Here is a 20,431-nt window from a genome sequence, read left to right on the forward strand (position 1 = left end):
AGGATAATTTTAAGGAGCCAGGAACTCTCTATGTCGACAATGCTGGAAGTGGCGAAGAAAGCCGGCGTCTCTAAAGCCACCGTCTCCCGGGTGCTGTCCGGTAAAGGGTATGTGAGCGAAGAAACAAAAAAACAGGTTTATCAGGCTATTGCAGAAACCGGCTACCGTCCAAATCTGCTGGCAAGGAGTCTGGCGAGCAACACTTCCCAGTGCATTGGCCTGGTCGTCACCAACACCCTCTATAACGGTAACTACTTCAGTGAAATTCTGACCCAGGCGGCAAAAAAATTAGAAGCCAACGGTCGCCAGCTTATTCTGATGGACGGCAAGCACAGCGCCCGGGAAGAGCGGGAAGCCATAGAGTTTCTGCTGGATTTACAATGCGATGCGATAATTATCTATCCGCGCTTTTTAACTCCGGATGAAATGGACGATATTATTGAACAGCACAAGCAGCCTATTATGGTGGTGAACAGGAAACTCAGAAAACACCACAGCCACTGTATTTGCTGCGATCACAAAGGCGCCAGCTTTAACGCCACCACACACCTTATTCAGCGCGGCCATCGGGAAATCGCTTTTATTACCGGTTCGATGGACTCGCCGACGGCAATCGAGCGTCTCTCAGGCTATAAAGAGGCGTTGCGGGCATCCGGCATTGCCTTGCAGAACGGCCTCATCGTACAGGGAAAATGGACGCCAGCCAGCGGATTTGCTGCTGTCGAATCGTTGCTTACCCACAAGGCAAGCTACAGCGCTATCGTTGCCAGCAATGACGACATGGCTATTGGCGCAATGAAAAAACTAAATGAGGCCGGTGTTCAGGTGCCTGAAAAAATATCCGTTATTGGTTTTGACGATATTCCTACCGCGCCTTATTTGTCCCCTTCCCTTTCCAGCGTAAAAGATCCGGTCAGCGAGATGATGGGCGAAGTGATTAACCGTTTAATTTTCATGTTGGACGGCGGCTATTTATCGCGAGAGAATATTTTCACGTCAGATTTGCTGGTACGAGATTCCATAGATGATGGGCCTTTTAAATAAAAGCCCATCGTTTTTAACGGGCTATTCGGCGACTTTAATAATCAGCTTGCCGAAGTTTTTGCCGCTCAGTAGCCCACGGAACGCCTCCACGGCGTTTTCCAGGCCATCGACAACGTCTTCGCGGAACTGAATTTTACCTTCGCTAAGCCACTGGCTCATCTGCTGATAGAACTCCGGATAGCGATCGCTGTAGTCCTGAGCGATGATGAATCCCTGCACGCGCAGACGCTTTTTGAGGATTGTGCCCATCAGCAGCGGCAGGCGGTCCTCGGTAAAAGCGCTGTTCTGCCCGTTGTACTGGCTGATCACGCCGCAAACGGGAACGCGCGCCTTAGTATTTAATAAAGGCAGCACCGCATCAAACACCGCGCCGCCGACGTTTTCGAAATAAACATCGATGCCCTGCGGGCAGGCCTTTTTGAGCTGTTCCGCAAAGTCCGGCGCTTTGTGGTCGATACAGGCGTCGAACTTAAGCGTCTCAGTAACATAACGGCATTTATCCACGCCGCCCGCAATGCCGACGATTCTGGCGCCGCGCAGCTTCGCCACCTGTCCAACGACCGAACCAACCGCCCCGCTGGCTGCGGCCACGACGACGGTTTCCCCGTTCTGCGGGTTCCCGATGTCCGTCAGCCCCATATAGCCGGTAAAGCCAGGCATACCCAGCAGACCAAGCGCCCAGGAAGGATGGCTCATATCCGCCTCCAGCTTTTGCAGGCCTTCGCCGTCGCAGAGCGCATAATCCTGCCAGCCGGTATAGGCCAGCACCAGATCGCCCTGCTGATAATCGGGATGTTCGGATTCCTCGACCCGGCAGACGGTTCCGCCGACTATTACATCGCCGATTTGTAACGGTGCAGAATAAGACTCGGCGTCATCCATGCGCCCGCGCATATACGGATCGAGAGAAAGATAGAGCGTGCGCAAAAGTATCTGACCTTTGCCGGGCTGCGGAACATCCTCTTTTTTCAGCACGATATCTTCGCTGGTTGGCATACCCTGCGGACGTTTCGCCAGCACAAAACGGCGGTTGATGCGGGACGACTGAGTCATAACGATCTCCTTAGAAAGTGGTTGTGAATAAACATTCAATCTGTCCCAGCCTGGCAAAAAAATCTCGTTGTTGGGGTGAAAAACGTGCCTTAATGCCAATAAATACGCTCCGTTCTTCGCCATAAAGGGCAGAGCAGACGCATGAGAAAAATAAAAAATACCTGCCCGTTTTTAGTCGCTCATACATTCGGGCTTGTTCTAGCATCATCCTGAATCTGTGCAACAGAAGGCCACTGACATGCTATTCGAACTTCCCAGTGATGATGTGCTCTATGAAGCATTGCTCGCCCGGGATCCTGCTTTTGAAGGTTTTGCCTGGGTCGGCGTAAAAAGCACCGGCGTATTTTGCAAACTGAACTGCACGGCAAGAAAACCTAAGCGTGAAAATACGGTTTTTTATCCTTCCCTTGCAGGTGCCCTGGAAGCCGGTTTTCGCCCCTGTAAACGCTGCCGCCCGATGCAGTCAGGCATCACGCGGGAGCCTGCCATAGAAGCGCTGCTGTCTGCTTTGGAAGCAGATCCTGATAAGCGTTGGTCAGAAAATGAAATCAGCGCAGCTGGGTACGATCCTTCTACTATACGGCGTATTTTCCGTCGCCAGTTTGGCATCACTTTTCTGGAAATTGCTCGTCTAAGGCGAATTGGCCGAAGCGTGGAATCGCTCGCTCAAGGCGCGCGGGTTATCGATGCGCAGCTCACGGCAAGCTATGACTCAGGTAGCGGTTTCCGTCATGCAATCATGAAATATCTGGGTAGCGCGCCGGCCCATACTGCCCGGCAAAACTGGTTAAAAGCCGCCTGGATTGAAACGCCCATCGGCACGATGATTGCCGTGGTGGACAAACATGCGCTTTGGCTGCTGGAGTTTCTTGACCGCAAGGCGTTGCCTGCGGAAATTGAGCATTTAAAGAAAATCACGCGCTCAAGCATTGTCATGGGCAGAGAAACGATAACAAACCAGATCGAAAATGAACTGGCACGGTATTTTTCTGGCGAACGCATTGCATTTTCGACTCCCCTTGCCAGTTTCGGCTCTGCGTTTACCCGGCAGGTCTGGGATGAGCTAAAAAATATTTCGCCCGGAGAAATAAGAAGTTATTCCGATATCGCCCGGCGCTTAGGCAACAGCGGCGCATGCCGTGCGGTAGCAAGAGCAAACGGCGCGAATCAGATTTCTATCGTCATTCCATGCCACCGGGTAATCGGCCAGGATGGCAGCCTTACTGGTTATGGCGGCGGACTGTGGCGTAAAAAATGGCTTCTTGAACACGAACGCCGAATGATGACGAAAGTAACAAAGGTGATATATGACGAGTCATGAAAAATATAAAACTTTCTGTGTGTTACACAATGCAGGCTCACCTTTGCTTCTGGTGAATATTTGGGATGCGGGAAGCGCGCGTATTGCTGAACAGAATGGGGCCGCTGCAATTGCGACAAGCAGCTGGTCACTTGCACAGGCACAAGGATATGAAGACGGGCAGCAACTCCCTTTCAGGCATCTCCTGATGCTCGTTACAAACATCTGCCGTGCTGTCTCTTTACCCGTAACGGTTGATTTTGAAGGCGGATATTCAGTTATCCCTGAAGAAATTGAAGCAAATTTTCGCGCATTGCTGTCGTCTGGTATTTGTGGGATTAATTTCGAGGACCAGAACCTTAGTGCACAGGGTAGTATTCATTCTCTGGAAATACAGGTCGAACGATTACAACTGTTACGACGCGTTGCTCAAAATATATCAAGACCTGTTTTCATCAACGCCCGTACCGATCTCTTTTTACAGCAGCCTGATACAACAGAACATGAAGCCTTACTGCCAGAAGCGCTTCATCGCGCCAGAGCCTATACGGAAGCAGGTGCAGATTGTATTTTCATTCCGGGTTTAACCCGACCAAATTTAATACAAAAATTTTGTGCAGATGCGCCAGCCCCGGTAAACGTCATGGACACGAGCGGAAAAATAAATCTTCCTCTTTATCAGCGATTGGGCGTTTCTCGTGTCAGCGTGGGGCCGCAGCCTTTTATCCGGTTGCAAAAGATTTTCCAGCAAAATATTACTGATATGCTGGCGAAATAGTTACGATGCGGGAGCTGGCTTGTTCCCGCATCGTAACTTAAAGATTAATGCAGCACCGTCACCGCGTCCTCAAGGCGTGCAGCCCGATGTTTGACCATAGCGGAGACATGCGCTCCCTCCTCTACCAGCGCAGCATTTTTTCGGGTTATCGCGTCCAGCTCCGCTACCGCGCGGGTTAGGTCTGCCAGCCCATCCGCCTGTTCAGACGTCGCGTTGCTGATTTGCCCCAGCAGCTGGGTGACGTTTTGCACCTGGGAGACGATATCCTGCATGGTGCGCCCCGCTTCGTGGACCCGGACGGTGCCGGACTGCACCTTACTGGCGCTGGCATCGATCAGCTTGCGGATATCGTTGGCCGCCGCCGCGCTGCGGCTCGCCAGGTTCCTTACTTCCCCTGCCACCACGGCAAAACCTTTGCCCTGCTCTCCGGCGCGCGCCGCTTCGACCGCCGCGTTGAGCGCCAGAATATTTGTCTGGAAAGCGATATCGTTGATCAGACTGGTGATGGAACCAATGCGTTGGGTGCTGTCGGCAATATCATCCATGGTGGTGACGACGGTTTCCATCGCCCGCCCGCCTTGTGCCGCCGCGTCGCTCGCCGAGCTGGAAAGCTTGTCTGCCGCAGCGGCAGTTGCGGAATTATTCTGCACCGAGGCGGCCATCTGACTCATCGTAGTGACCGTCTGCTGCACGTTGCCCACCGACTGACGCGTGCGCTCGTTTAGCTCGTCGTTACCTTTCGCCAGCGTTTCGCTGCTGCTGCGCACGCTTTCAACCTGATGGCTGACATCGTTTATCAACCAGCGACACATCAAACCAAGCTGGCCGATGGCGCGTAGCGTCATTCCAATCTCATCGGTGCGCGCAAGGTGTTCGATTTTGTGACGATCCCCCGTTGCCACCGCCAGCGCCTGGCGAGCGACGTTTTCCAGCGGACGGGCGATTTGCCACTCCAGCAAACCACAGACCAGCGCGGATGCCAGCGCGCTAATCAGCAGCTGCGGCATGCTCTGCCCCATCGTTATCGCAGCAATCATCAATATGGCAAACAGCCCTGCCATTATCGTCCGGATGCGCCAGCGCAGGGAAATCGTCGGTAATTTGCCAAACCAGTTTTTACGCAGCACCACCCCTTTAAACAGACGGCGGTTCGCTCGTCCCTCATTGAGCGCCTTATACAGCGGCTCCACCGCAGCCACTTCCTCTGGCGTGGCTTTAGTACGAATCGACATATAGCCGGTGATCTTACCCTTGCGCACCATCGGGACAGCGTTGGCGCGGACCCAGTAATGGTCGCCGTTTTTACGACGGTTTTTAATGATGCCGGTCCAGGGTTCGCCCTGCTGCAGGGTAAACCACATGTCGGCAAAGGCCGCTTTTGGCATATCCGGATGGCGAACGAGGTTATGCGGGATACCGACAAGCTCATGTAATTCATAGCCGCTGACCTGTACGAAGGCGTCGTTAGCATGGGTCATGTAGCTTTGTAAATCGGTGGTGGACATCAGGGTGGTATCGTCTTTGAGCAAATATTCTTGCTGTGTGACGTTGGCGCGGGCAGGCATAGCAACTCCGTTGTGCAGGTTATCCAGATGTTAATTTTTTCCTTATTGATGTTATTTCGGCGCTGCACAAATTTACTTTAGCGGTTAAACTTGACGGACATCACACTTTTTCAAGTTAGCCGTAGTCTTTATAATGGTTTGCTGGTTGAACAATATTTGCTAATAATTTCATAACGTTATTAATGGGAATTGCATAATGTGGCCAGCGGCTGCAGTTTAGCCACCGTTTCACGACTGGCCCACTACACTTAGTGGGAAGAGTATCGCTCCCGCAAGGAACATAAAGAGGATATGCATGTTAAAAAGGAAAAAGAAAGTCAGGCCTATCAAGGTCAGCGACGTTACCATCATTGACGACAGCCGTCTGAAGAAAGCCATTACCGCAGCCTCGCTGGGGAATGCGATGGAGTGGTTTGATTTTGGCGTCTATGGCTTCGTTGCCTATGCGCTCGGTAAGGTCTTCTTCCCGGATGCCAGCCCAAGCGTGCAGATGATCGCCGCGCTCGGGACCTTCTCCGTCCCCTTCCTGATTCGTCCCCTCGGCGGTTTGTTCTTCGGCATGCTGGGCGATAAATATGGTCGCCAGAAAATCCTGTCGATAACCATCATCATTATGTCATTGAGCACCTTCTGTATTGGCCTTATTCCGTCGTACGCGACAATCGGTATCTGGGCGCCAATCCTGTTGTTGCTGGCAAAAATGGCGCAGGGCTTCTCGGTGGGTGGCGAATACACGGGGGCTTCTATCTTCGTAGCTGAATACTCGCCGGACCGTAAGCGTGGGTTTATGGGAAGCTGGCTCGACTTCGGCTCCATTGCCGGTTTCGTCTGCGGCGCGGGCGTGGTGGTGCTGATTAGCGCTATCGTTGGAGAGGCGAACTTCCTTTCCTGGGGCTGGCGTTTACCCTTCTTCCTGGCGCTGCCGCTGGGAATTATCGGCCTCTATTTGCGCCACGCTTTAGAAGAGACGCCGGCGTTCCAGCAGCATATCGATAAGCTGGAACAGGGCGATAAAGAAGGCCTGGCCGAGGGGCCTAAAGTCTCCTTTAAAGAGATTGCCACCAAACACTGGCGCAGCCTGCTGACCTGTATCGGGATCGTTATCTCCACCAACGTGACCTATTACATGCTGCTCACCTATATGCCAAGCTATCTCTCCCATAACCTGCACTACTCCGAAGAACATGGCGTGCTGATCATCATCGCCATCATGATCGGGATGCTGTTCGTGCAGCCGATGATTGGCCTGCTGAGCGACCGTTACGGCCGCCGTCCGTTTATCATTTTTGGCAGCATAGCGCTGCTGTTATTTGCCATTCCTGCCTTTACGCTGATTAACAGCAACGTGCTGGGGCTGATATTCGCCGGCCTGCTGATTCTGGCGGTGATCCTCAACTCCTTTACCGGCGTGATGGCATCGACCTTACCCGCCATGTTCCCGACGCATATCCGTTACAGCGCGCTGGCCAGCGCGTTTAACATTTCCGTGCTGGTTGCCGGGCTAACGCCAACGTTAGCTGCCTGGCTGGTGGAGTCGACCGAAAACCTGATGATGCCGGCTTACTATCTGATGGTCATCGCGTTTATCGGCCTGGTGACCGGCATGACCATGAAAGAGACCGCCAACAAGCCGCTGAAAGGCGCAACGCCTGCTGCTTCTGACATCGAAGAAGCACGGGAGATCGTGCAGGAACACCACGATAATATTGAGCAGAAAATCGAAGACCTGGATCGTGAGATTGAAACTCTGCAGGCGAAACGTAGCAACCTCGTGCAGCAGCATCCGCATATAAACGAGTAACCTCGTATTACGACCACAACGCCGGGCAAACGCCCGGCGTTTTCATTCCATAAGAGTATTGGTTATATCTTATATTTATAAGCAAAGTCATTTTTGGACTTTGTGAAAAGCCGCGTCTCACCTAACGTAATCAGGTCAGAAAATAACAAGCCAAAATAATTCTTCCTTTTTATTCAGGGTGCATCATGCAAAGAAAAGTTCTGCCGTTACTGTTGCTGGCTGCGTTATCCGCGGGCAGCTTTGCCGCTACGCCGCCAAACACTTTAGTTGTTGCCCAGGGGCTGGACGATATCGTCAGCCTGGATCCGGCTGAAGCTAACGAGCTTTCCAGTATTCAGACCGTACCCAGCCTCTATCAGCGCCTGGTGCAGGCCGATCGTGATGACCCGGCAAAAGTAGTCCCCGTGCTGGCAGAAAGCTGGCAGGGCGACGCCGCGAATAAAAAGCTGACGATCAAACTGCGGCCGGGGGCTGCCTTCTCCTCCGGCAACCCGCTGCGCCCGGAAGACGTGATCTTCTCTTATACCCGCGCGGTGACGTTGAATAAATCGCCAGCCTTTATTCTTAACGTGCTGGGCTGGCAGCCGGACAATATCGCAGGCCAGCTAAAAAAAGTGGATGACCATACGCTGGAGCTGCACTGGACGGCGGACGTCAGCCCGGCGGTTGCGCTGAATATCCTTTCCACGCCGATTGCCTCAATCGTGGACGAAAAGGCCGTCGCGCCAAATGCCAAAGCCGGGGACTTCGGCAACGAATGGCTGAAAATGCACTCTGCGGGCAGTGGGCCTTTTAAAATGCGCCTTTACAAGCCGCATCAGGCCATCGTGCTGGACGCCAATCCCACCTCGCCAGGCGATGCGCCGAAAGTTAAAAACATCATTATTAAAAACGTGCCCGATCCTGCGGCTCGTCGTCTGCTGATTGTGCAAGGCGATGCGGATATCGCCCGCGATCTGGGTGCGGATCAGACCAGCGCGCTGGAAGGCAAGCCCGGCGTTAAAGTGCTTAGCATTCCTTCCGCCGAGCAAAACTACATGGTGTTCAACGTGGGCAACAGCGCTAATCCGCTGTTGAAAAACCCGGCGCTGTGGGAAGCGGCGCGTTATCTGGTGGATTACGAAGGCATCACCAAAGATCTGCTGAAAGGCCAGTATTTCGTGCATCAGAGCTTCCTGCCGGTTGGTTTTGCGGGCGCGCTGGATAACAACCCGTTCAAATTCGATCCGGCTAAGGCGAAAGAAATCCTCGCCAAAGCGGGCATCAAAGACGCGCACTTCACGCTGGACGTGGAAAACAAAGCGCCGTTTATCACCATCGCCCAGTCCATGCAGGCGAGCTTCGCCCGGGGCGGCGTGAAGGTCGATCTCCTGCCGGCGGCGGGCAGCCAGGTATACGCGCGCGTGCGTGCTAAACAGCATCAGGCCGCGATCCGCCTGTGGATCCCGGACTACTTTGACGCCCATTCCAATGCCAGCGCCTTCGCCTTTAACGACGGCAAAGCCAGCACCGTTGCGGGCCTGAACGGCTGGCAGATCCCGGAGCTGAACAAACAAACGCTGGCGGCGGTGGCGGAAGCCGACCCGGCCAGACGCCTGGATCTCTACAAGCAGATCCAGCAGGAGCTGCAGCGCAGTTCCCCGTATGTGTTTGTCGATCAGGGCAAAACCCAAATCGTGGTGCGTGACAACGTGAAGGGTTATCAGCAGGGACTGAATGCGGATATGGTGTATTACGATCGCGTGAGTAAGTAACTTCACGCGTAAAGCGCAGGCGGGGAAGCGAAAGTGCTACCCGCCTGATGATTTTGCGGTGGATGGCGATAACGCTTATCCACCCTGCGCCCCGTAGGTCGGATAAGCGCAAGCGCCTTCCGACAAAACGACTCATCACCGTATCGCATAAGAGCTATTGATGTCAGATGTCTCCACCACTCAGGCAACGGGCCGCTTTCGCCGTCCGTTGCTGACCTTATTACAGGGTCTGTTCACCCTGGCGCTGACGCTTGTCGGCCTGCTGCTTATCACCTTTGCCCTTTCAGCGCTGTCGCCGGTCGATCGCGTGCTGCAGATCGTCGGCGATCACGCAAGCCAGGCGACTTACGACCAGGTGCGTCACCAGCTGGGGCTGGACAGGCCCTTGCCCGTACAGTTCTGGCACTACTTAACGCAGCTGGCCCACGGCGACTTAGGCACCGCCAGCGCCACCGGCCAGCCGGTATTACAGGATCTGCTCTCCACCTTCCCCGCCACGCTTGAGCTTGCCACGCTCGCGCTGATTATCGGCAGCGTGATGGGAGTGATTTTTGGCGTGCTCTGCGCGCGGTTCGTTGGTTCGCCCTGGGATCTGGCGGTGCGCACCTTTACCCTGCTCGGTAACTCAGTACCTGTTTTCTGGCTTGGCCTGTTGATGCTGGCGCTGTTTTACGCGCGACTGCAGTGGAGCGCCGGGCCCGGGCGGCTCGACGATATTTACCAGTACAGCGTGGAAGCAAAAACCGGCTTTGTGCTGACGGATACCTGGCTTTCCGGCGATCGCGACGCGTTCCTCAACGCCATCAATCACCTTGTGCTGCCGGTGCTGCTTCTCGCTTATTATTCGCTGGCAAGCATCACCCGCCTGACGCGCACAGCCTGCCTGAGCGAGATGAATAAAGAATACATTACCCTCGCGCGCGCCAAAGGCGCAGGTGATATGACTATCCTCGTGCGGCACGTGCTGCCCAATATTCGCGGCACGCTGTTTACGGTCATTGCGTTGGCCTACACCTCGATGCTGGAAGGCGCGGTGCTAACGGAAACCGTCTTTTCCTGGCCGGGCATCGGGCGTTACTTAACGACCGCGCTGTTCGCCGGAGATACCACCGCGATTATGGGCGGTACGCTGCTGATTGGCGTGTCGTTTGTCATCATCAATAATGTGACTGACGTGCTGGTGCGTGTCACCGACCCGAGGGTACGATGATGCCGTCTTATCTCTTTTTGCGCCGGATGCTGCGCTCGCCTGCGGCCCTTTGTGGGCTGGTGATTATCACGCTGCTGGCGCTGACCGCCCTGCTTGCCCCGCTGCTCGCGCCGTTTGATCCTAACTGGCAGGACGCTGCCGCTCGTCTGCAGCCGCCCAACGCGCAGCACTGGCTCGGCACCGACAGCTACGGCCGCGATTTACTGTCGCGCCTGCTGTACGGCTCGCGCCCCGCTCTCGGCCTGGTCTTGCTGGTGACGGTGATAACCCTGCCGGTTGGCTTGCTGATCGGCATTCTTTCCGGGTATTACGGCGGATGGCTGGAGCGCGTGCTGATGCGTTTTACCGACGTGGTAATGTCGATGCCGCGTCTGATTCTGGCCTTCGCTTTCGTGGCGATGCTCGGACCCGGGCTTGTGAACGGCGCCCTGGCGCTGGCGCTGACCACCTGGCCTGCCTACGCGCGCCAGGCCCGCAGCGAAATCCAGCGTTTGCGCCACAGCGACTATCTCGCCGCGGCAGAGATGATGGGCATCCGCGGCCCGCGCCTGCTGGCCGGGCATATTCTCCCGCTGTGTCTGCCGTCAGCAATTGTGCGCCTGGTGCTCGATCTGGCGGGCATTATCCTGGCGGCCGCCGGTCTAGGCTTTCTTGGCCTTGGCGCCAGGCCGCCCATGGCGGAATGGGGCGCGATGATCGCCGACGGAATGCAGGTTATTTTCGATCAATGGTGGATTGCCGCGATCCCCGGCACCGCCATTCTGCTGGCGAGCCTGGCGTTTAACCTGCTGGGCGATGGATTACGCGACGTGCTGGAGCCGGGCCATGAGTGAGAAACGCATTGAAGTCCGCAACCTGAATATCGATTATCCCGGCGCGCGCGTGGTCAATAACCTCTCCTTTACGCTTGGCAATGAGCGGCTGGCGCTGGTGGGCGAGTCCGGCTCGGGTAAATCCATGACGGCGCGGGCGCTGATGGGCCTGGTGCGTAAACCGGGCAAAGTAAGCGCCGGGCGGCTTAACGTGCTGGACCACAATCTACTAAGCATGAAAAACCGGGACTGGCGGCGCCTGCGCGGCAACGATATCGCCATGGTTTTACAGGACCCGCGCTACGCGCTAAACCCGGTGAAAAACGTCGCCCAGCAGATTGATGAGGCTTTGCGCCTGCACCAGAACCTCTCTGCCGGGCAGCGCAGAGAAAGAGTTCGCGAGGCTATTAACGCCGTGGGCTTACAGGATAACGTGCTGGCCCGCTATCCGGCGGAGCTTTCCGGCGGCATGGGGCAGCGCGTCATGATCGCCATCGCGCTGGTCAACGACCCGAAAGTGCTGATTGCCGATGAACCTACCTCGGCGCTGGATGCGCGCCTGCGCAATCAGATCCTTGAACTGCTGGTGGAGCAGTGCGAAAGGCGCCAGATGGCGATGCTGCTGATCAGCCACGATCTGCCGCTGGTGGCGGAACATTGCCAGCGCGTGCTGGTGATGTATCAGGGGCAAAAGGTTGATGAGATGGCGGCGGCTTCTCTGGCCACCGCCACTCATCCGTACACCCGCACGCTATGGACCTGCCGTCCGAATGCCGCCACTTACGGCATGATGCTGCCAACCCTCGACCGTACTCAGAACCTGCAAGGAGAACCCCATGGCGATCGTTGAGGTAAAAAATCTGTGCGTACAGTTTGCCGCAAAGGGCCAGGTCAAAACTGTGGTCAGCGATACGAGCTTTGCTCTTCACGAAGGTGAGACATTCAGCTTGATTGGCGCATCAGGCTGCGGGAAATCCACCGTCCTGCGGGTGCTGGCCGGGCTACAGCGTGAATGGCAGGGCAAGGTGAATCTTCTGGGCGACGCCATTAAACCCGGCGTTCGCTTCCAGGGGGATTTACGCCGTAACGTGCAGATGGTGTTTCAGGATCCCTATGCGTCGTTGCATCCTAACCATACGCTTTACCGCACCCTTGCAGAACCGCTGGCTATCCATAAAGAAACGCGGATCCCCGCGCGCGTGGAAGAGGCGCTTGTGCAGGTTGGATTGCCGGCAGACGCAGCGAGGCGCTACCCGCATCAGCTTTCCGGCGGCCAGCGCCAGCGCGTCGCCATCGCGCGTGCGCTGCTGCTGCGGCCAAAAATCCTGCTGCTGGATGAGCCCACCTCGGCGCTGGATATGTCCGTGCAGGCTGAAATCCTGAACCTGCTGAACCGGCTGAAACAGCAGTTTGCTATGACCTATCTGCTGGTCAGCCATGACGCGGACGTCATAGCGCATATGTCTGACCGGGCGGCTTACATGGCCGGCGGCCGCATCCAGCATGAATACGATCGCGCAGCCCTGAGCCGCGGCGAACACCGCATGGATGCTGCATAACAATGAGGCGGCTGCATCGTTGTGGTGCGGCCGCTTTTTAACGTCCGTTCTCACCCTCCTTCTTCCCAGCATTTAATGCGCAAAACCATATCCAGTACGATTAATTATTGAGCAATCCGCGTTTCGCCCGGCATTTATCCCGATTTCGCTTATGGTCTGGGAAGTGGCGTATTTCCTGCAATACTTATTTTGTGTATCGCGTGATACGCCATTCCCAGGAGCACATTTTGAACAGGTTACCTTCCAGCGCCTCGGCTCTTGCCTGCACGGCGCACGCACTTAACATCATCGAAAAGAAGTCACTTAGCCATGAGGAGATGAAGGCGCTAAACCGAGAGGTTATCGAAAGTTTCCAGCAGCATGTTAATCCGGGTTTTCTTGAGTATCGTAAGTCTGTAACCGCCGGCGGGGATTACGGAGCCGTAGAGTGGCAAGCGAGCAGTCTGAATACGCTTGTCGACACCCAGGGCAAGGAGTACCTCGATTGCCTGGGCGGGTTCGGCATTTTTAACGTGGGGCACCGTAATCCAACAGTGGTTTCCGCCGTACAGCATCAGCTCGAAAAACAACCCCTGCACAGTCAGGAACTGCTCGACCCGCTACGGGCGATGCTGGCTAAAACCCTTGCAACGCTTACGCCGGGTAAACTGAAGTACAGCTTCTTTAGCAACAGCGGCACGGAATCGGTCGAAGCAGCGATTAAGCTCGCTAAGGCGTACCAGTCACCGCGTGGGAAATTTACCTTTATCGCCGCCAGCGGCGCTTTTCACGGCAAATCTCTTGGCGCATTGTCTGCGACGGCTAAATCCACCTTCCGTAAACCCTTTATGCCTTTGCTTCCGGGCTTCCGTCACGTACCTTTCGGCAATATCGACGCCTTGCGTACAATGCTCAGCGAATGCCATAAAACCGGCGATGATGTCGCAGCCGTTATTCTGGAGCCCATCCAGGGCGAAGGCGGCGTTATTCTGCCGCCGGCGGGTTACCTGCCTGCCGTGCGCAGGCTTTGCGATGAGTTTGGCGCGCTGCTGATTTTCGACGAAGTACAAACCGGCATGGGCCGCACCGGCAAAATGTTCGCCTGCGAGCATGAAAACGTGCAGCCGGATATTTTATGCCTCGCCAAAGCGCTCGGCGGCGGCGTAATGCCGATTGGCGCAACGGTTGCCACAGAAGAAGTTTTCTCGGTGCTGTTTGATAATCCTTTCCTGCACACCACCACCTTTGGCGGCAACCCGCTGGCCTGCGCCGCAGCGTTAGCCACCATCCATGTTCTGCTGGAGCAGAATCTCCCCGCTCAGGCAGCGCAAAAAGGGCAGCTTTTAGTGGATGGTTTCCAGGCGCTCGCACGCGAGTTTCCGGAGATGGTTGTGGAAGCACGAGGGCAAGGCTTGCTGATAGCAATTGAGTTTAGCGACAACGAAACCGGCTATAACTTTGCCAGCGAAATGTTCCGCCAGCAGGTACTGGTCGCCGGGACGCTCAACAATGCGAAAACCATCCGCATTGAGCCGCCGCTGACGATTAGCGTTGAGCAGTGTGAGCAGGTGCTGGGATGCGCCAGGGAAGCGCTGGAAGGTTTACAACTGTCGCTGGGTGAAGCGGTTGAAAATATTGTCCAGTAAATCTATCCGGGCACGTTTTTAACAGACGTGCCCGGATATTCCTCAAACTGGCAGCAGCCCGACAAAACTCCGCTTCTTACGCGGCTGCGACATCATCTCATCCAGCTTTGCAACGCATGCCAGGTAGTGCGGCGTTTGCTTATGCGCCAGCACCGCCTCATCGTTTTGATAGGCTTCGTAGATAAAGAACCGCGTGGGGACTTCCGGGTCCTGCAGAACGTCGAACCGCAGGTTTCCTGGCTCTTTGATTGAGCCTTCGTGGTTGGCGCGGAACACGTCCAGAAACTCGTTTACCCGCTCCGGCTTGATATTGATCTCGACCAGCGTCACGTTCATGCCCTGCCTCCCTGCTGTTTTTCATCCAGCCAGAACTGGTATGCCTCTCGCGCAGAAACATTTTCATGCACCACTTTTTTCACCGCTTTTAGCATGGCGAGCGGCGCCTCGGACTGGAAGATATTGCGTCCCATATCCACGCCGGACGCGCCCTGATCGATAGCCCGGAAGCACATCTCCAGCGCCTCCTGTTCCGGCAGTTTTTTCCCGCCGGCAATAACAATCGGTACCGGACAGCTGGCGGCCACTTTCTCGAAGCCCTCTTCCACAAAGTAGGTTTTCACAAACTGCGCGCCGATCTCTGCGGCGATACGGCTGGCCAGCGAAAAATAGCGAGCGTCACGCGCCATCTCTTTGCCCACGCCGGTGACGGCAAGCGTTGGAATGCCATAGCGTGTGCCTTCATCAACCAGCTTGATGATATTGTTGATCGACTGGTGCTCGTACTCACTGCCGATATAAATTTGCGCCGCCACCGCACAGGCGTTAAGGCGCAGCGCATCTTCCATGGTCACCGCCACGCTTTCACGCGAGAGTTCGCTGAGGATAGAGTTTCCGCCGGACGCGCGCAGAACCACGGGTTTATTGGTCGCAGGCGGCACAACGCTGCGCAGAATGCCGCGGGTGCACATCAGCACATCGGTTTCTTCAAACAGCGGCGCGATGGATAAATCGATACGCTCAAGGCCGGTGGTCGGCCCCTGAAAATAGCCATGGTCGAACGCCAGCATTACGGTGCGGCCGGTAGCCGGATTAAAGATCCGCGCAAGGCGTGACTGCATGCCCCAGTCCAGCGCGCCGCTGCCCTTCAGGTAAAAGGCTTTGTTCTCCTGCGGGCGGCCAATGCCGTAATCTTTGCCTTCTCTGATATCGTCAAGATCTGCCATTATTTCCTCCCTCAGAAGTCGTATTTACCGATATTTTCTTTAGTGAACACCACGCGTTCCGGCAGCAGCACTATGCCGTTGCCCTTCGCTTCATACTGGTATCCCTGCACGCTGTTCGGCTCCACTTTAAGCGTGCCGATTTTCGCCACCTCAACGCTGTCGCCGACGTTAAGATCGCCCTTTTTCAACATCGTATTTGCGACGTTTACCGCAATTTCGCCCTGCTGCACCACGTCCCACAGGCCAAAGGCTTTCACCGTGCCGCGCTCAACGTAAGGCCGCATAACGTTCGGCGTGCTGAAGCCTACGATGGCGACGTTAGTTCGTTTAAGATTTTCCGCGGCCTGCGCAGCCGCAGGCAATGCATTGGCATCCGGCGCGATAATCGCATCCAGATCCGGGTATGCCTTTAAGATCCCTTCCGCCGTTTGCAGAGATTTAGTGGCATCGTTATAGCCAAACTGCGTGGTAACGATCTGCCACTGCGGATGATCTTTGGCGATCTTCGCTTTCGCCTCTTTCACCCACTGGTTCTGGTCGGTCACGGTCGGGCTGGAGTAGAAGAAGGCTACTTTGGCCGCGGGTTTCGTCACCTGTTTTGCGGCCATCTCCACCAGCATGCCGCCGAGCTGCTGCGGCGTACCCTGGTTGATGTAGATGCTGCGGCATTCAGGTTTGGTGTCCGAATCCCACGTCAGCACTTTCACGCCGCGCTGCATCGCGCGTTTAAGCGCCGGGCACAGGCCGTCTGGTGAAACCGCGGACACGATAATCGCGTTATAGCCCTGATTGACGAAGTTATTGATCAGCTGCACCTGGCCGGAAACGCTCGGCTCGGTCGGCCCGTCGTAGGTAACCGGCACGCCGAGATCTTTGCCCGCCTGCATGGCGCCGTTGCCGCCGCTGGTAAAGAAGCCCACGCCGACCAGCTTCGGGATAAAGGCAATACGATCGGCGGCCTGGGCGGTGACAACCCCAAAGGCTAAAGCCAGCGCACCGAGCTTAAGTACGCGTTTTGCTGTCTGCTTCATATTAAACTCCCGTTAGTTTTCCTGTGACCGCGCAGGCGACGCCATGCCGCCTGGAGATAAGCGCGGTGCAAACTCACCGAACGACCAATGACCACCACAATCAACAGCGCACCGGACAACGCGCTCGATACCTGATTAGGCACGCCGGCCATCTGTAAACCCTGCTGCAGATACCCCACCAGCAGCGCCGCCAGCGCTGTGCCCAGAATCGATCCGGAACCGCCGTAAATATTCGCCCCGCCAAGCACGGCGGCGGTCAGCGCAGGCATCAGCAAATCACGTCCCAAATCCGAACGCGCCGAGCCGAAATAAGAAACCAGCACGATGGCCGCGATGGCCGAGGCCAGCCCCACCATGCCGTACACGCCGTACAGAGAGCCGTTTACCGGCAGCGCCGCATAGCGCGCCGCACGCGGATTTTGCCCAATCAAAAAGATGTGGCGGCCAAAACGAGCGCGATGGGTAAGCAGCCAGAACAGCAGCGTGATAACCGCGAATATAATTAGCGGAATCGGCAGGCCAAGCAGAGTGAGGTTGGCAAAACCGGTAAACGCGTCCGGAAAACCGCCGATGCCTTCGTAACCCGTCGCCCCTGCCATACCGGAGAGCAGCAGCGCGCCGCCGCCGAACAGATAAAGCGTGCCGAGCGTGATGACCAGCGGGCTAATACCCGTGTAATGAATAAGTGCGGCGTTAAACAAGCCGCACAGCAGGCCGACAGCAAGCGTAAGAACGATCGCAAGCGTTATGGGAAATTCCGCCTGCAGCATCACGCCCAGCGCGATGGCGCACAGGCCGATGGTGGAGCCGAGCGAAATATCGATGCCGCCGCTGATAATCACCAGCGTCAGCGGCAGAGCAACGATGCCGATACAGATAAAATCACTGGTGCTGAACAGCAGCATGTTGATATCGAGCATGCGAGGATTTATCGCGCCAAACAGCAGGATCTCCGCGACCAGAATCAGCAGCAGCGCGACTTCCCAGTTAAGTTTCAGTTTCGTCATTTACGCCACATCCTTCTTCTTACGGGGAAAAGCGCGTACGTTCTTTGCGCCGGGTAAAGGCGGCACAAACCGGCTGTATTTCTGCGCCCGCTGATGCCGGGCCAGCGCCTGCCGCAGGCGGCCATCCAGCACCAGTACGCCGAGCAGCACCAGACCTGCGATAAAATCGTTCCACCAGGCTGGAAGTTTGAACAGCACCAGTACCGTATCGATTTGCGTAAGGAAGAAGGCGCCGAGGAACGCGCCAATAACCGTACCGGTGCCGCCCAGCAGCGAAATACCGCCGAGCACGCAGGCGGCGATGGCCTTCATCTCCAGCCCGCTGCCGGTCTGGTTTGGCACAAAACCAATTTGCGAGGCGAAGATAATTCCGCCGATCGCCGCGAGCATGCCGTTGAAAGTAAAAGCTAAAAGCCGCGTGCGGTTTACCGCTACGCCGAGCTGCCGGGCGGCGGCAAGGTTATCGCCCACCGCGTAATAATCTCGCCCGAACGCCGTTCTTGCCAGCGTCCAGGCGGCGACAGCGACCAGGCCGAGCACCAGCATGCCAAGCGGAGAGACGCCCAGCGCGACAGGTTCCGACAGCGACTTAAGACTTGTCGGCAACCCTTCAATCCATTTCCCGCCCGTCCACAGCAGCATGCCGCCGCGATAAAGCCCGAGGGTGCCAAGCGTGGCGACAATCGCCGGAATGCGCAGCCAGACAACCAGCACGCCGTTGAAAAAACCTGCCAGCGCGCCCGTCGCCAGCGCGAACAGCATCGCCACCGGCAGGCTGTAGCCGCTGTTTAGCGCCATCCCCACGGCAATAGCGCACAGGCCAACGGTTGAACCAACGGAGACGTCAATGTTGCGCGTCAGCATTACCATGGTGGCGCCTACGGCCAGCAGGATCAGGATCTGCGCGCTGGTGAAGATCATGCTCAGCGTTTGCAGGCTGAAGTAGCTGTGGTTCAGAGCGACCAGTACCGCAAACAGCGCGACGATCGCAAGCAGCGCGCTCAGCTCGCGATTCTTCAGCAGTTTTTTCATGCCCGACCTCCGCCAAACGCCATGCTCATCATGCGATCGACATTGATGGCAGGCTTACGCAGCTCGCCGTTCAGCGCCCCCTGATGCATCACCAGCACGCGATCCGCCAGGCCGACAAACTCGTCGAGATCGCTGGAGATCATCAGCACCGCCACGTTCTGCGCCGCCACGCTTTTAATGAGCTGATAGATATCGGCCCGGGCCGCCACGTCCACGCCGCGCGTAGGTTCATCGACGATGAGCAACAAGGGATTGGCTTCCAGGCAGCGCGCCAGCAGGACTTTTTGCTGATTGCCGCCGGAGAGCGTGCGCACCGTCTGCTCGGCATTATTGAGTTTGATGCCCAAGGCGCGGTGATAGCGTTCCACCACCGCCGCTTCCCGCTTGCTTTGTTGCCACAGCCCTGGCTCATTGAGCGCCACGGTATTCCAGCGGATCGGCGCATCAAGAAACAGCCCTGAAACCTGGCGATCCTCCGGCAGATAGATAAGCCCGCGATCGAGCCGTGATTTTGTGCGATCGCCGCTAATTTCACGATTTTCAAGATAAATATGCCCGCCGCGCACCGGCCGCAGGCCGTAAAGCGTTTCCGCAAGCTCGGTGCGGCCCGATCCCACCAGTCCTGCAAGGCCTACGATCTCGCCCGCGTACAGCTCAAAGCTCAGATCGATAAAGCCTTCGCCGGTCAGCTCTTCCACGCGCAGCACCGGAAAATCCTGTGGTTCTGTGCGACGGTTGCCCGGCAGCGCCAGCCACAGCTTTTGCGTGTCGCTCAGCGCGTGCTGGCGATTAATCGGCGTCATCGCGTTGATCAGCTGCTCATCCAGCAGCTGCGCGGTTTCGCCGTGCAGCACTACGGCACCGTCGCGCATCACTGAAATATGGCTGGAGATCTTGCGGATCTCCGGCAGCTTGTGGGAGATAAAAACAATGCCGACATCAAGATCCTGTAAAGCGCGGATCTGACGAAACAGCCGTTCGGTTTCGCCCGGCGTCAGCGACGCGGTGGGCTCGTCGAGGATAAGGATTTTCGCCTCGCGCATTAGCCCGCGCAGGATCTCGACCATCTGCTGATCCGCCACTTCCAGCGTGCTGGCCGTAGCCTGCAGCGGGATCTGGCACTCAAGCTGGCGCATTTTCTCCTGCAGGCGGCTGTCTGCGTCCCGGCTTGCGGGCAGGCGGAAGAGGATATTTTCCCGCACGGTTAGGTTGGGAAACAGCATCGGCTCCTGCGGTACCAGATAGATGCCCAGATCGTGCGCCTGCCCTGGCGTGAGCCGCCCAAAGGCTTTGCCTCGCACTTTCAGCTCGCCGCGATCGGGGATCTCCACGCCCGCGATGATTTTCATTAATGTCGACTTTCCTGCCCCGTTGCCGCCGAGCAACGCGTGAACCTGCCCGGCATAAAGAGCAAAATCAATCTCTTTGAGGACGCTCACGCCCGAGAACCCTTTGCTGATATGGCAGGCTTCCAGTACGGCGGTGGTGTTGTGCATCTTCACTCCACAATTGAACAAAAGAGAAATTGCATTAATAATGTTCAAAAGCGTAGACGCCGATATATATTTACAACCGGGCAGGGATCACAAAATTTTTAATTAGATCGGCTAAAACCTCTGCATCACAAAATGATCTTT

The 20,431-nt window shown here is 56.3% G+C and carries 18 protein-coding genes; 10 read left to right on the top strand and 8 right to left on the bottom strand.

From position 1 onward, the window contains the following. Nucleotides 1–30 precede the first annotated feature (30 nt). Entirely contained in the window at nt 31–1,044 is a 1,014-nt protein-coding gene (locus tag WLO31_RS17545; RefSeq protein ID WP_435927900.1) for a LacI family DNA-binding transcriptional regulator, read from the top strand. 21 nt (nt 1,045–1,065) lie between these two features. On the opposite strand, the gene WLO31_RS17550 is transcribed toward WLO31_RS17545, so the two are convergent. After that, nucleotides 1,066–2,097: an NADP-dependent oxidoreductase gene (locus WLO31_RS17550; RefSeq protein WP_435927901.1), complete on the bottom strand. Its 1,032-nt coding sequence runs from the start codon at nt 2,095–2,097 to the stop codon at nt 1,066–1,068. 238 nt (nt 2,098–2,335) lie between these two features. Between WLO31_RS17550 and WLO31_RS17555 the strand changes: the two genes are divergently transcribed. Together WLO31_RS17555 and WLO31_RS17560 are read left to right on the top strand one after the other, a co-directional pair. Then, a complete protein-coding gene (locus tag WLO31_RS17555; RefSeq protein WP_435927902.1) occupies nt 2,336–3,418 on the top strand; it encodes a bifunctional transcriptional activator/DNA repair enzyme AdaA in 1,083 nt (360 codons plus the stop codon). Then, nucleotides 3,405–4,175 (top strand): isocitrate lyase/PEP mutase family protein, encoded by a 771-nt coding sequence (locus WLO31_RS17560; protein WP_435927903.1) that lies wholly within the window; start codon nt 3,405–3,407, stop codon nt 4,173–4,175. The genes WLO31_RS17555 and WLO31_RS17560 overlap by 14 nt, the downstream gene beginning before the upstream one ends. A 44-nt stretch (nt 4,176–4,219) precedes the next feature. On the opposite strand, the gene WLO31_RS17565 is transcribed toward WLO31_RS17560, so the two are convergent. Continuing rightward, the gene (locus WLO31_RS17565) at nt 4,220–5,740 is read right to left on the bottom strand and encodes a methyl-accepting chemotaxis protein (protein WP_435927904.1); all 1,521 of its coding nucleotides are present in this window, start codon (nt 5,738–5,740) and stop codon (nt 4,220–4,222) included. A 295-nt stretch (nt 5,741–6,035) separates the two neighbouring features. On the opposite strand from WLO31_RS17565, the gene proP reads away from it, so the two are divergent. From proP to ygjG, 7 genes are all read left to right on the top strand, one after another. Then, entirely contained in the window at nt 6,036–7,541 is a 1,506-nt protein-coding gene (gene proP / locus WLO31_RS17570; protein ID WP_435927905.1) for a glycine betaine/L-proline transporter ProP, read from the top strand. Nucleotides 7,542–7,726: 185 nt separating this feature from the next. Further along, complete coding sequence (locus WLO31_RS17575; RefSeq protein WP_435927906.1) at nt 7,727–9,295, top strand: ABC transporter substrate-binding protein; 1,569 nt, start codon at nt 7,727–7,729, stop codon at nt 9,293–9,295. Nucleotides 9,296–9,455: 160 nt separating this feature from the next. Further along, on the top strand, nt 9,456–10,505 hold the full coding sequence (locus tag WLO31_RS17580; protein WP_435927907.1) for an ABC transporter permease: 1,050 nt from the start codon (nt 9,456–9,458) through the stop codon (nt 10,503–10,505). Next, nucleotides 10,505–11,338, top strand: a complete 834-nt coding sequence (locus WLO31_RS17585) for an ABC transporter permease (protein ID WP_435930661.1) — start codon at nt 10,505–10,507, stop codon at nt 11,336–11,338. Before WLO31_RS17580 ends, WLO31_RS17585 begins: the two co-directional genes overlap by 1 nt. Continuing rightward, on the top strand, nt 11,331–12,167 hold the full coding sequence (locus tag WLO31_RS17590; protein WP_435927908.1) for an ABC transporter ATP-binding protein: 837 nt from the start codon (nt 11,331–11,333) through the stop codon (nt 12,165–12,167). Before WLO31_RS17585 ends, WLO31_RS17590 begins: the two co-directional genes overlap by 8 nt. Continuing rightward, nucleotides 12,154–12,876: an ABC transporter ATP-binding protein gene (locus WLO31_RS17595; RefSeq protein WP_435927909.1), complete on the top strand. Its 723-nt coding sequence runs from the start codon at nt 12,154–12,156 to the stop codon at nt 12,874–12,876. The genes WLO31_RS17590 and WLO31_RS17595 overlap by 14 nt, the downstream gene beginning before the upstream one ends. Nucleotides 12,877–13,103: 227 nt before the next feature. Next, complete coding sequence (gene ygjG / locus WLO31_RS17600; RefSeq protein WP_435927910.1) at nt 13,104–14,501, top strand: putrescine aminotransferase; 1,398 nt, start codon at nt 13,104–13,106, stop codon at nt 14,499–14,501. A gap of 42 nt (nt 14,502–14,543) precedes the next feature. On the opposite strand, the gene lsrG is transcribed toward ygjG, so the two are convergent. Genes lsrG through lsrA form a run of 6 tightly spaced genes read right to left on the bottom strand, consistent with a single transcriptional unit; the run spans nt 14,544 to nt 20,290 of the window. Next, nucleotides 14,544–14,837 carry a (4S)-4-hydroxy-5-phosphonooxypentane-2,3-dione isomerase gene (gene lsrG, locus WLO31_RS17605; RefSeq protein ID WP_435927911.1) on the bottom strand — a complete coding sequence of 98 codons (294 nt, stop codon included), beginning with the start codon at nt 14,835–14,837 and terminating at the stop codon, nt 14,544–14,546. Then, the gene (gene lsrF, locus WLO31_RS17610; RefSeq protein WP_435927912.1) at nt 14,834–15,724 is read right to left on the bottom strand and encodes a 3-hydroxy-5-phosphonooxypentane-2,4-dione thiolase; all 891 of its coding nucleotides are present in this window, start codon (nt 15,722–15,724) and stop codon (nt 14,834–14,836) included. The genes lsrG and lsrF overlap by 4 nt, the downstream gene beginning before the upstream one ends. Before the next feature lie 11 nt (nt 15,725–15,735). Next, a complete protein-coding gene (lsrB, locus tag WLO31_RS17615; RefSeq protein ID WP_435927913.1) occupies nt 15,736–16,755 on the bottom strand; it encodes an autoinducer 2 ABC transporter substrate-binding protein LsrB in 1,020 nt (339 codons plus the stop codon). Next, on the bottom strand, nt 16,752–17,762 hold the full coding sequence (gene lsrD / locus WLO31_RS17620) for an autoinducer 2 ABC transporter permease LsrD (RefSeq protein ID WP_435927914.1): 1,011 nt from the start codon (nt 17,760–17,762) through the stop codon (nt 16,752–16,754). The genes lsrB and lsrD overlap by 4 nt, the downstream gene beginning before the upstream one ends. Continuing rightward, the gene (gene lsrC, locus WLO31_RS17625; protein WP_435927916.1) at nt 17,763–18,794 is read right to left on the bottom strand and encodes an autoinducer 2 ABC transporter permease LsrC; all 1,032 of its coding nucleotides are present in this window, start codon (nt 18,792–18,794) and stop codon (nt 17,763–17,765) included. It abuts the gene before it with no gap. Further along, nucleotides 18,791–20,290, bottom strand: a complete 1,500-nt coding sequence (gene lsrA, locus WLO31_RS17630; RefSeq protein ID WP_435927917.1) for an autoinducer 2 ABC transporter ATP-binding protein LsrA — start codon at nt 20,288–20,290, stop codon at nt 18,791–18,793. Before lsrA ends, lsrC begins: the two co-directional genes overlap by 4 nt. Between the last annotated feature and the right edge of the window lie 141 nt (nt 20,291–20,431).

The sequence above is a fragment of the Dryocola sharpae genome (assembly GCF_051307055.1).
Taxonomy (GTDB): domain Bacteria; phylum Pseudomonadota; class Gammaproteobacteria; order Enterobacterales; family Enterobacteriaceae; genus Dryocola.

Bases quoted from the DNA above. Each gene is read 5' to 3' on its own strand.
- WLO31_RS17545 (WP_435927900.1), top strand. From the start codon at position 31: ATGTCGACAATGCTGGAAGTGGCGAAGAAAGCCGGCGTCTCTAAAGCC.
- WLO31_RS17550 (WP_435927901.1), bottom strand. From the start codon at position 2,097: ATGACTCAGTCGTCCCGCATCAACCGCCGTTTTGTGCTGGCGAAACGT.
- WLO31_RS17555 (WP_435927902.1), top strand. From the start codon at position 2,336: ATGCTATTCGAACTTCCCAGTGATGATGTGCTCTATGAAGCATTGCTC.
- WLO31_RS17560 (WP_435927903.1), top strand. From the start codon at position 3,405: ATGACGAGTCATGAAAAATATAAAACTTTCTGTGTGTTACACAATGCA.
- WLO31_RS17565 (WP_435927904.1), bottom strand. From the start codon at position 5,740: ATGCCTGCCCGCGCCAACGTCACACAGCAAGAATATTTGCTCAAAGAC.
- proP (WP_435927905.1), top strand. From the start codon at position 6,036: ATGTTAAAAAGGAAAAAGAAAGTCAGGCCTATCAAGGTCAGCGACGTT.
- WLO31_RS17575 (WP_435927906.1), top strand. From the start codon at position 7,727: ATGCAAAGAAAAGTTCTGCCGTTACTGTTGCTGGCTGCGTTATCCGCG.
- WLO31_RS17580 (WP_435927907.1), top strand. From the start codon at position 9,456: ATGTCAGATGTCTCCACCACTCAGGCAACGGGCCGCTTTCGCCGTCCG.
- WLO31_RS17585 (WP_435930661.1), top strand. From the start codon at position 10,505: ATGCCGTCTTATCTCTTTTTGCGCCGGATGCTGCGCTCGCCTGCGGCC.
- WLO31_RS17590 (WP_435927908.1), top strand. From the start codon at position 11,331: ATGAGTGAGAAACGCATTGAAGTCCGCAACCTGAATATCGATTATCCC.
- WLO31_RS17595 (WP_435927909.1), top strand. From the start codon at position 12,154: ATGGCGATCGTTGAGGTAAAAAATCTGTGCGTACAGTTTGCCGCAAAG.
- lsrG (WP_435927911.1), bottom strand. From the start codon at position 14,837: ATGAACGTGACGCTGGTCGAGATCAATATCAAGCCGGAGCGGGTAAAC.
- lsrF (WP_435927912.1), bottom strand. From the start codon at position 15,724: ATGGCAGATCTTGACGATATCAGAGAAGGCAAAGATTACGGCATTGGC.
- lsrB (WP_435927913.1), bottom strand. From the start codon at position 16,755: ATGAAGCAGACAGCAAAACGCGTACTTAAGCTCGGTGCGCTGGCTTTA.
- lsrD (WP_435927914.1), bottom strand. From the start codon at position 17,762: ATGACGAAACTGAAACTTAACTGGGAAGTCGCGCTGCTGCTGATTCTG.
- lsrC (WP_435927916.1), bottom strand. From the start codon at position 18,794: ATGAAAAAACTGCTGAAGAATCGCGAGCTGAGCGCGCTGCTTGCGATC.
- lsrA (WP_435927917.1), bottom strand. From the start codon at position 20,290: ATGCACAACACCACCGCCGTACTGGAAGCCTGCCATATCAGCAAAGGG.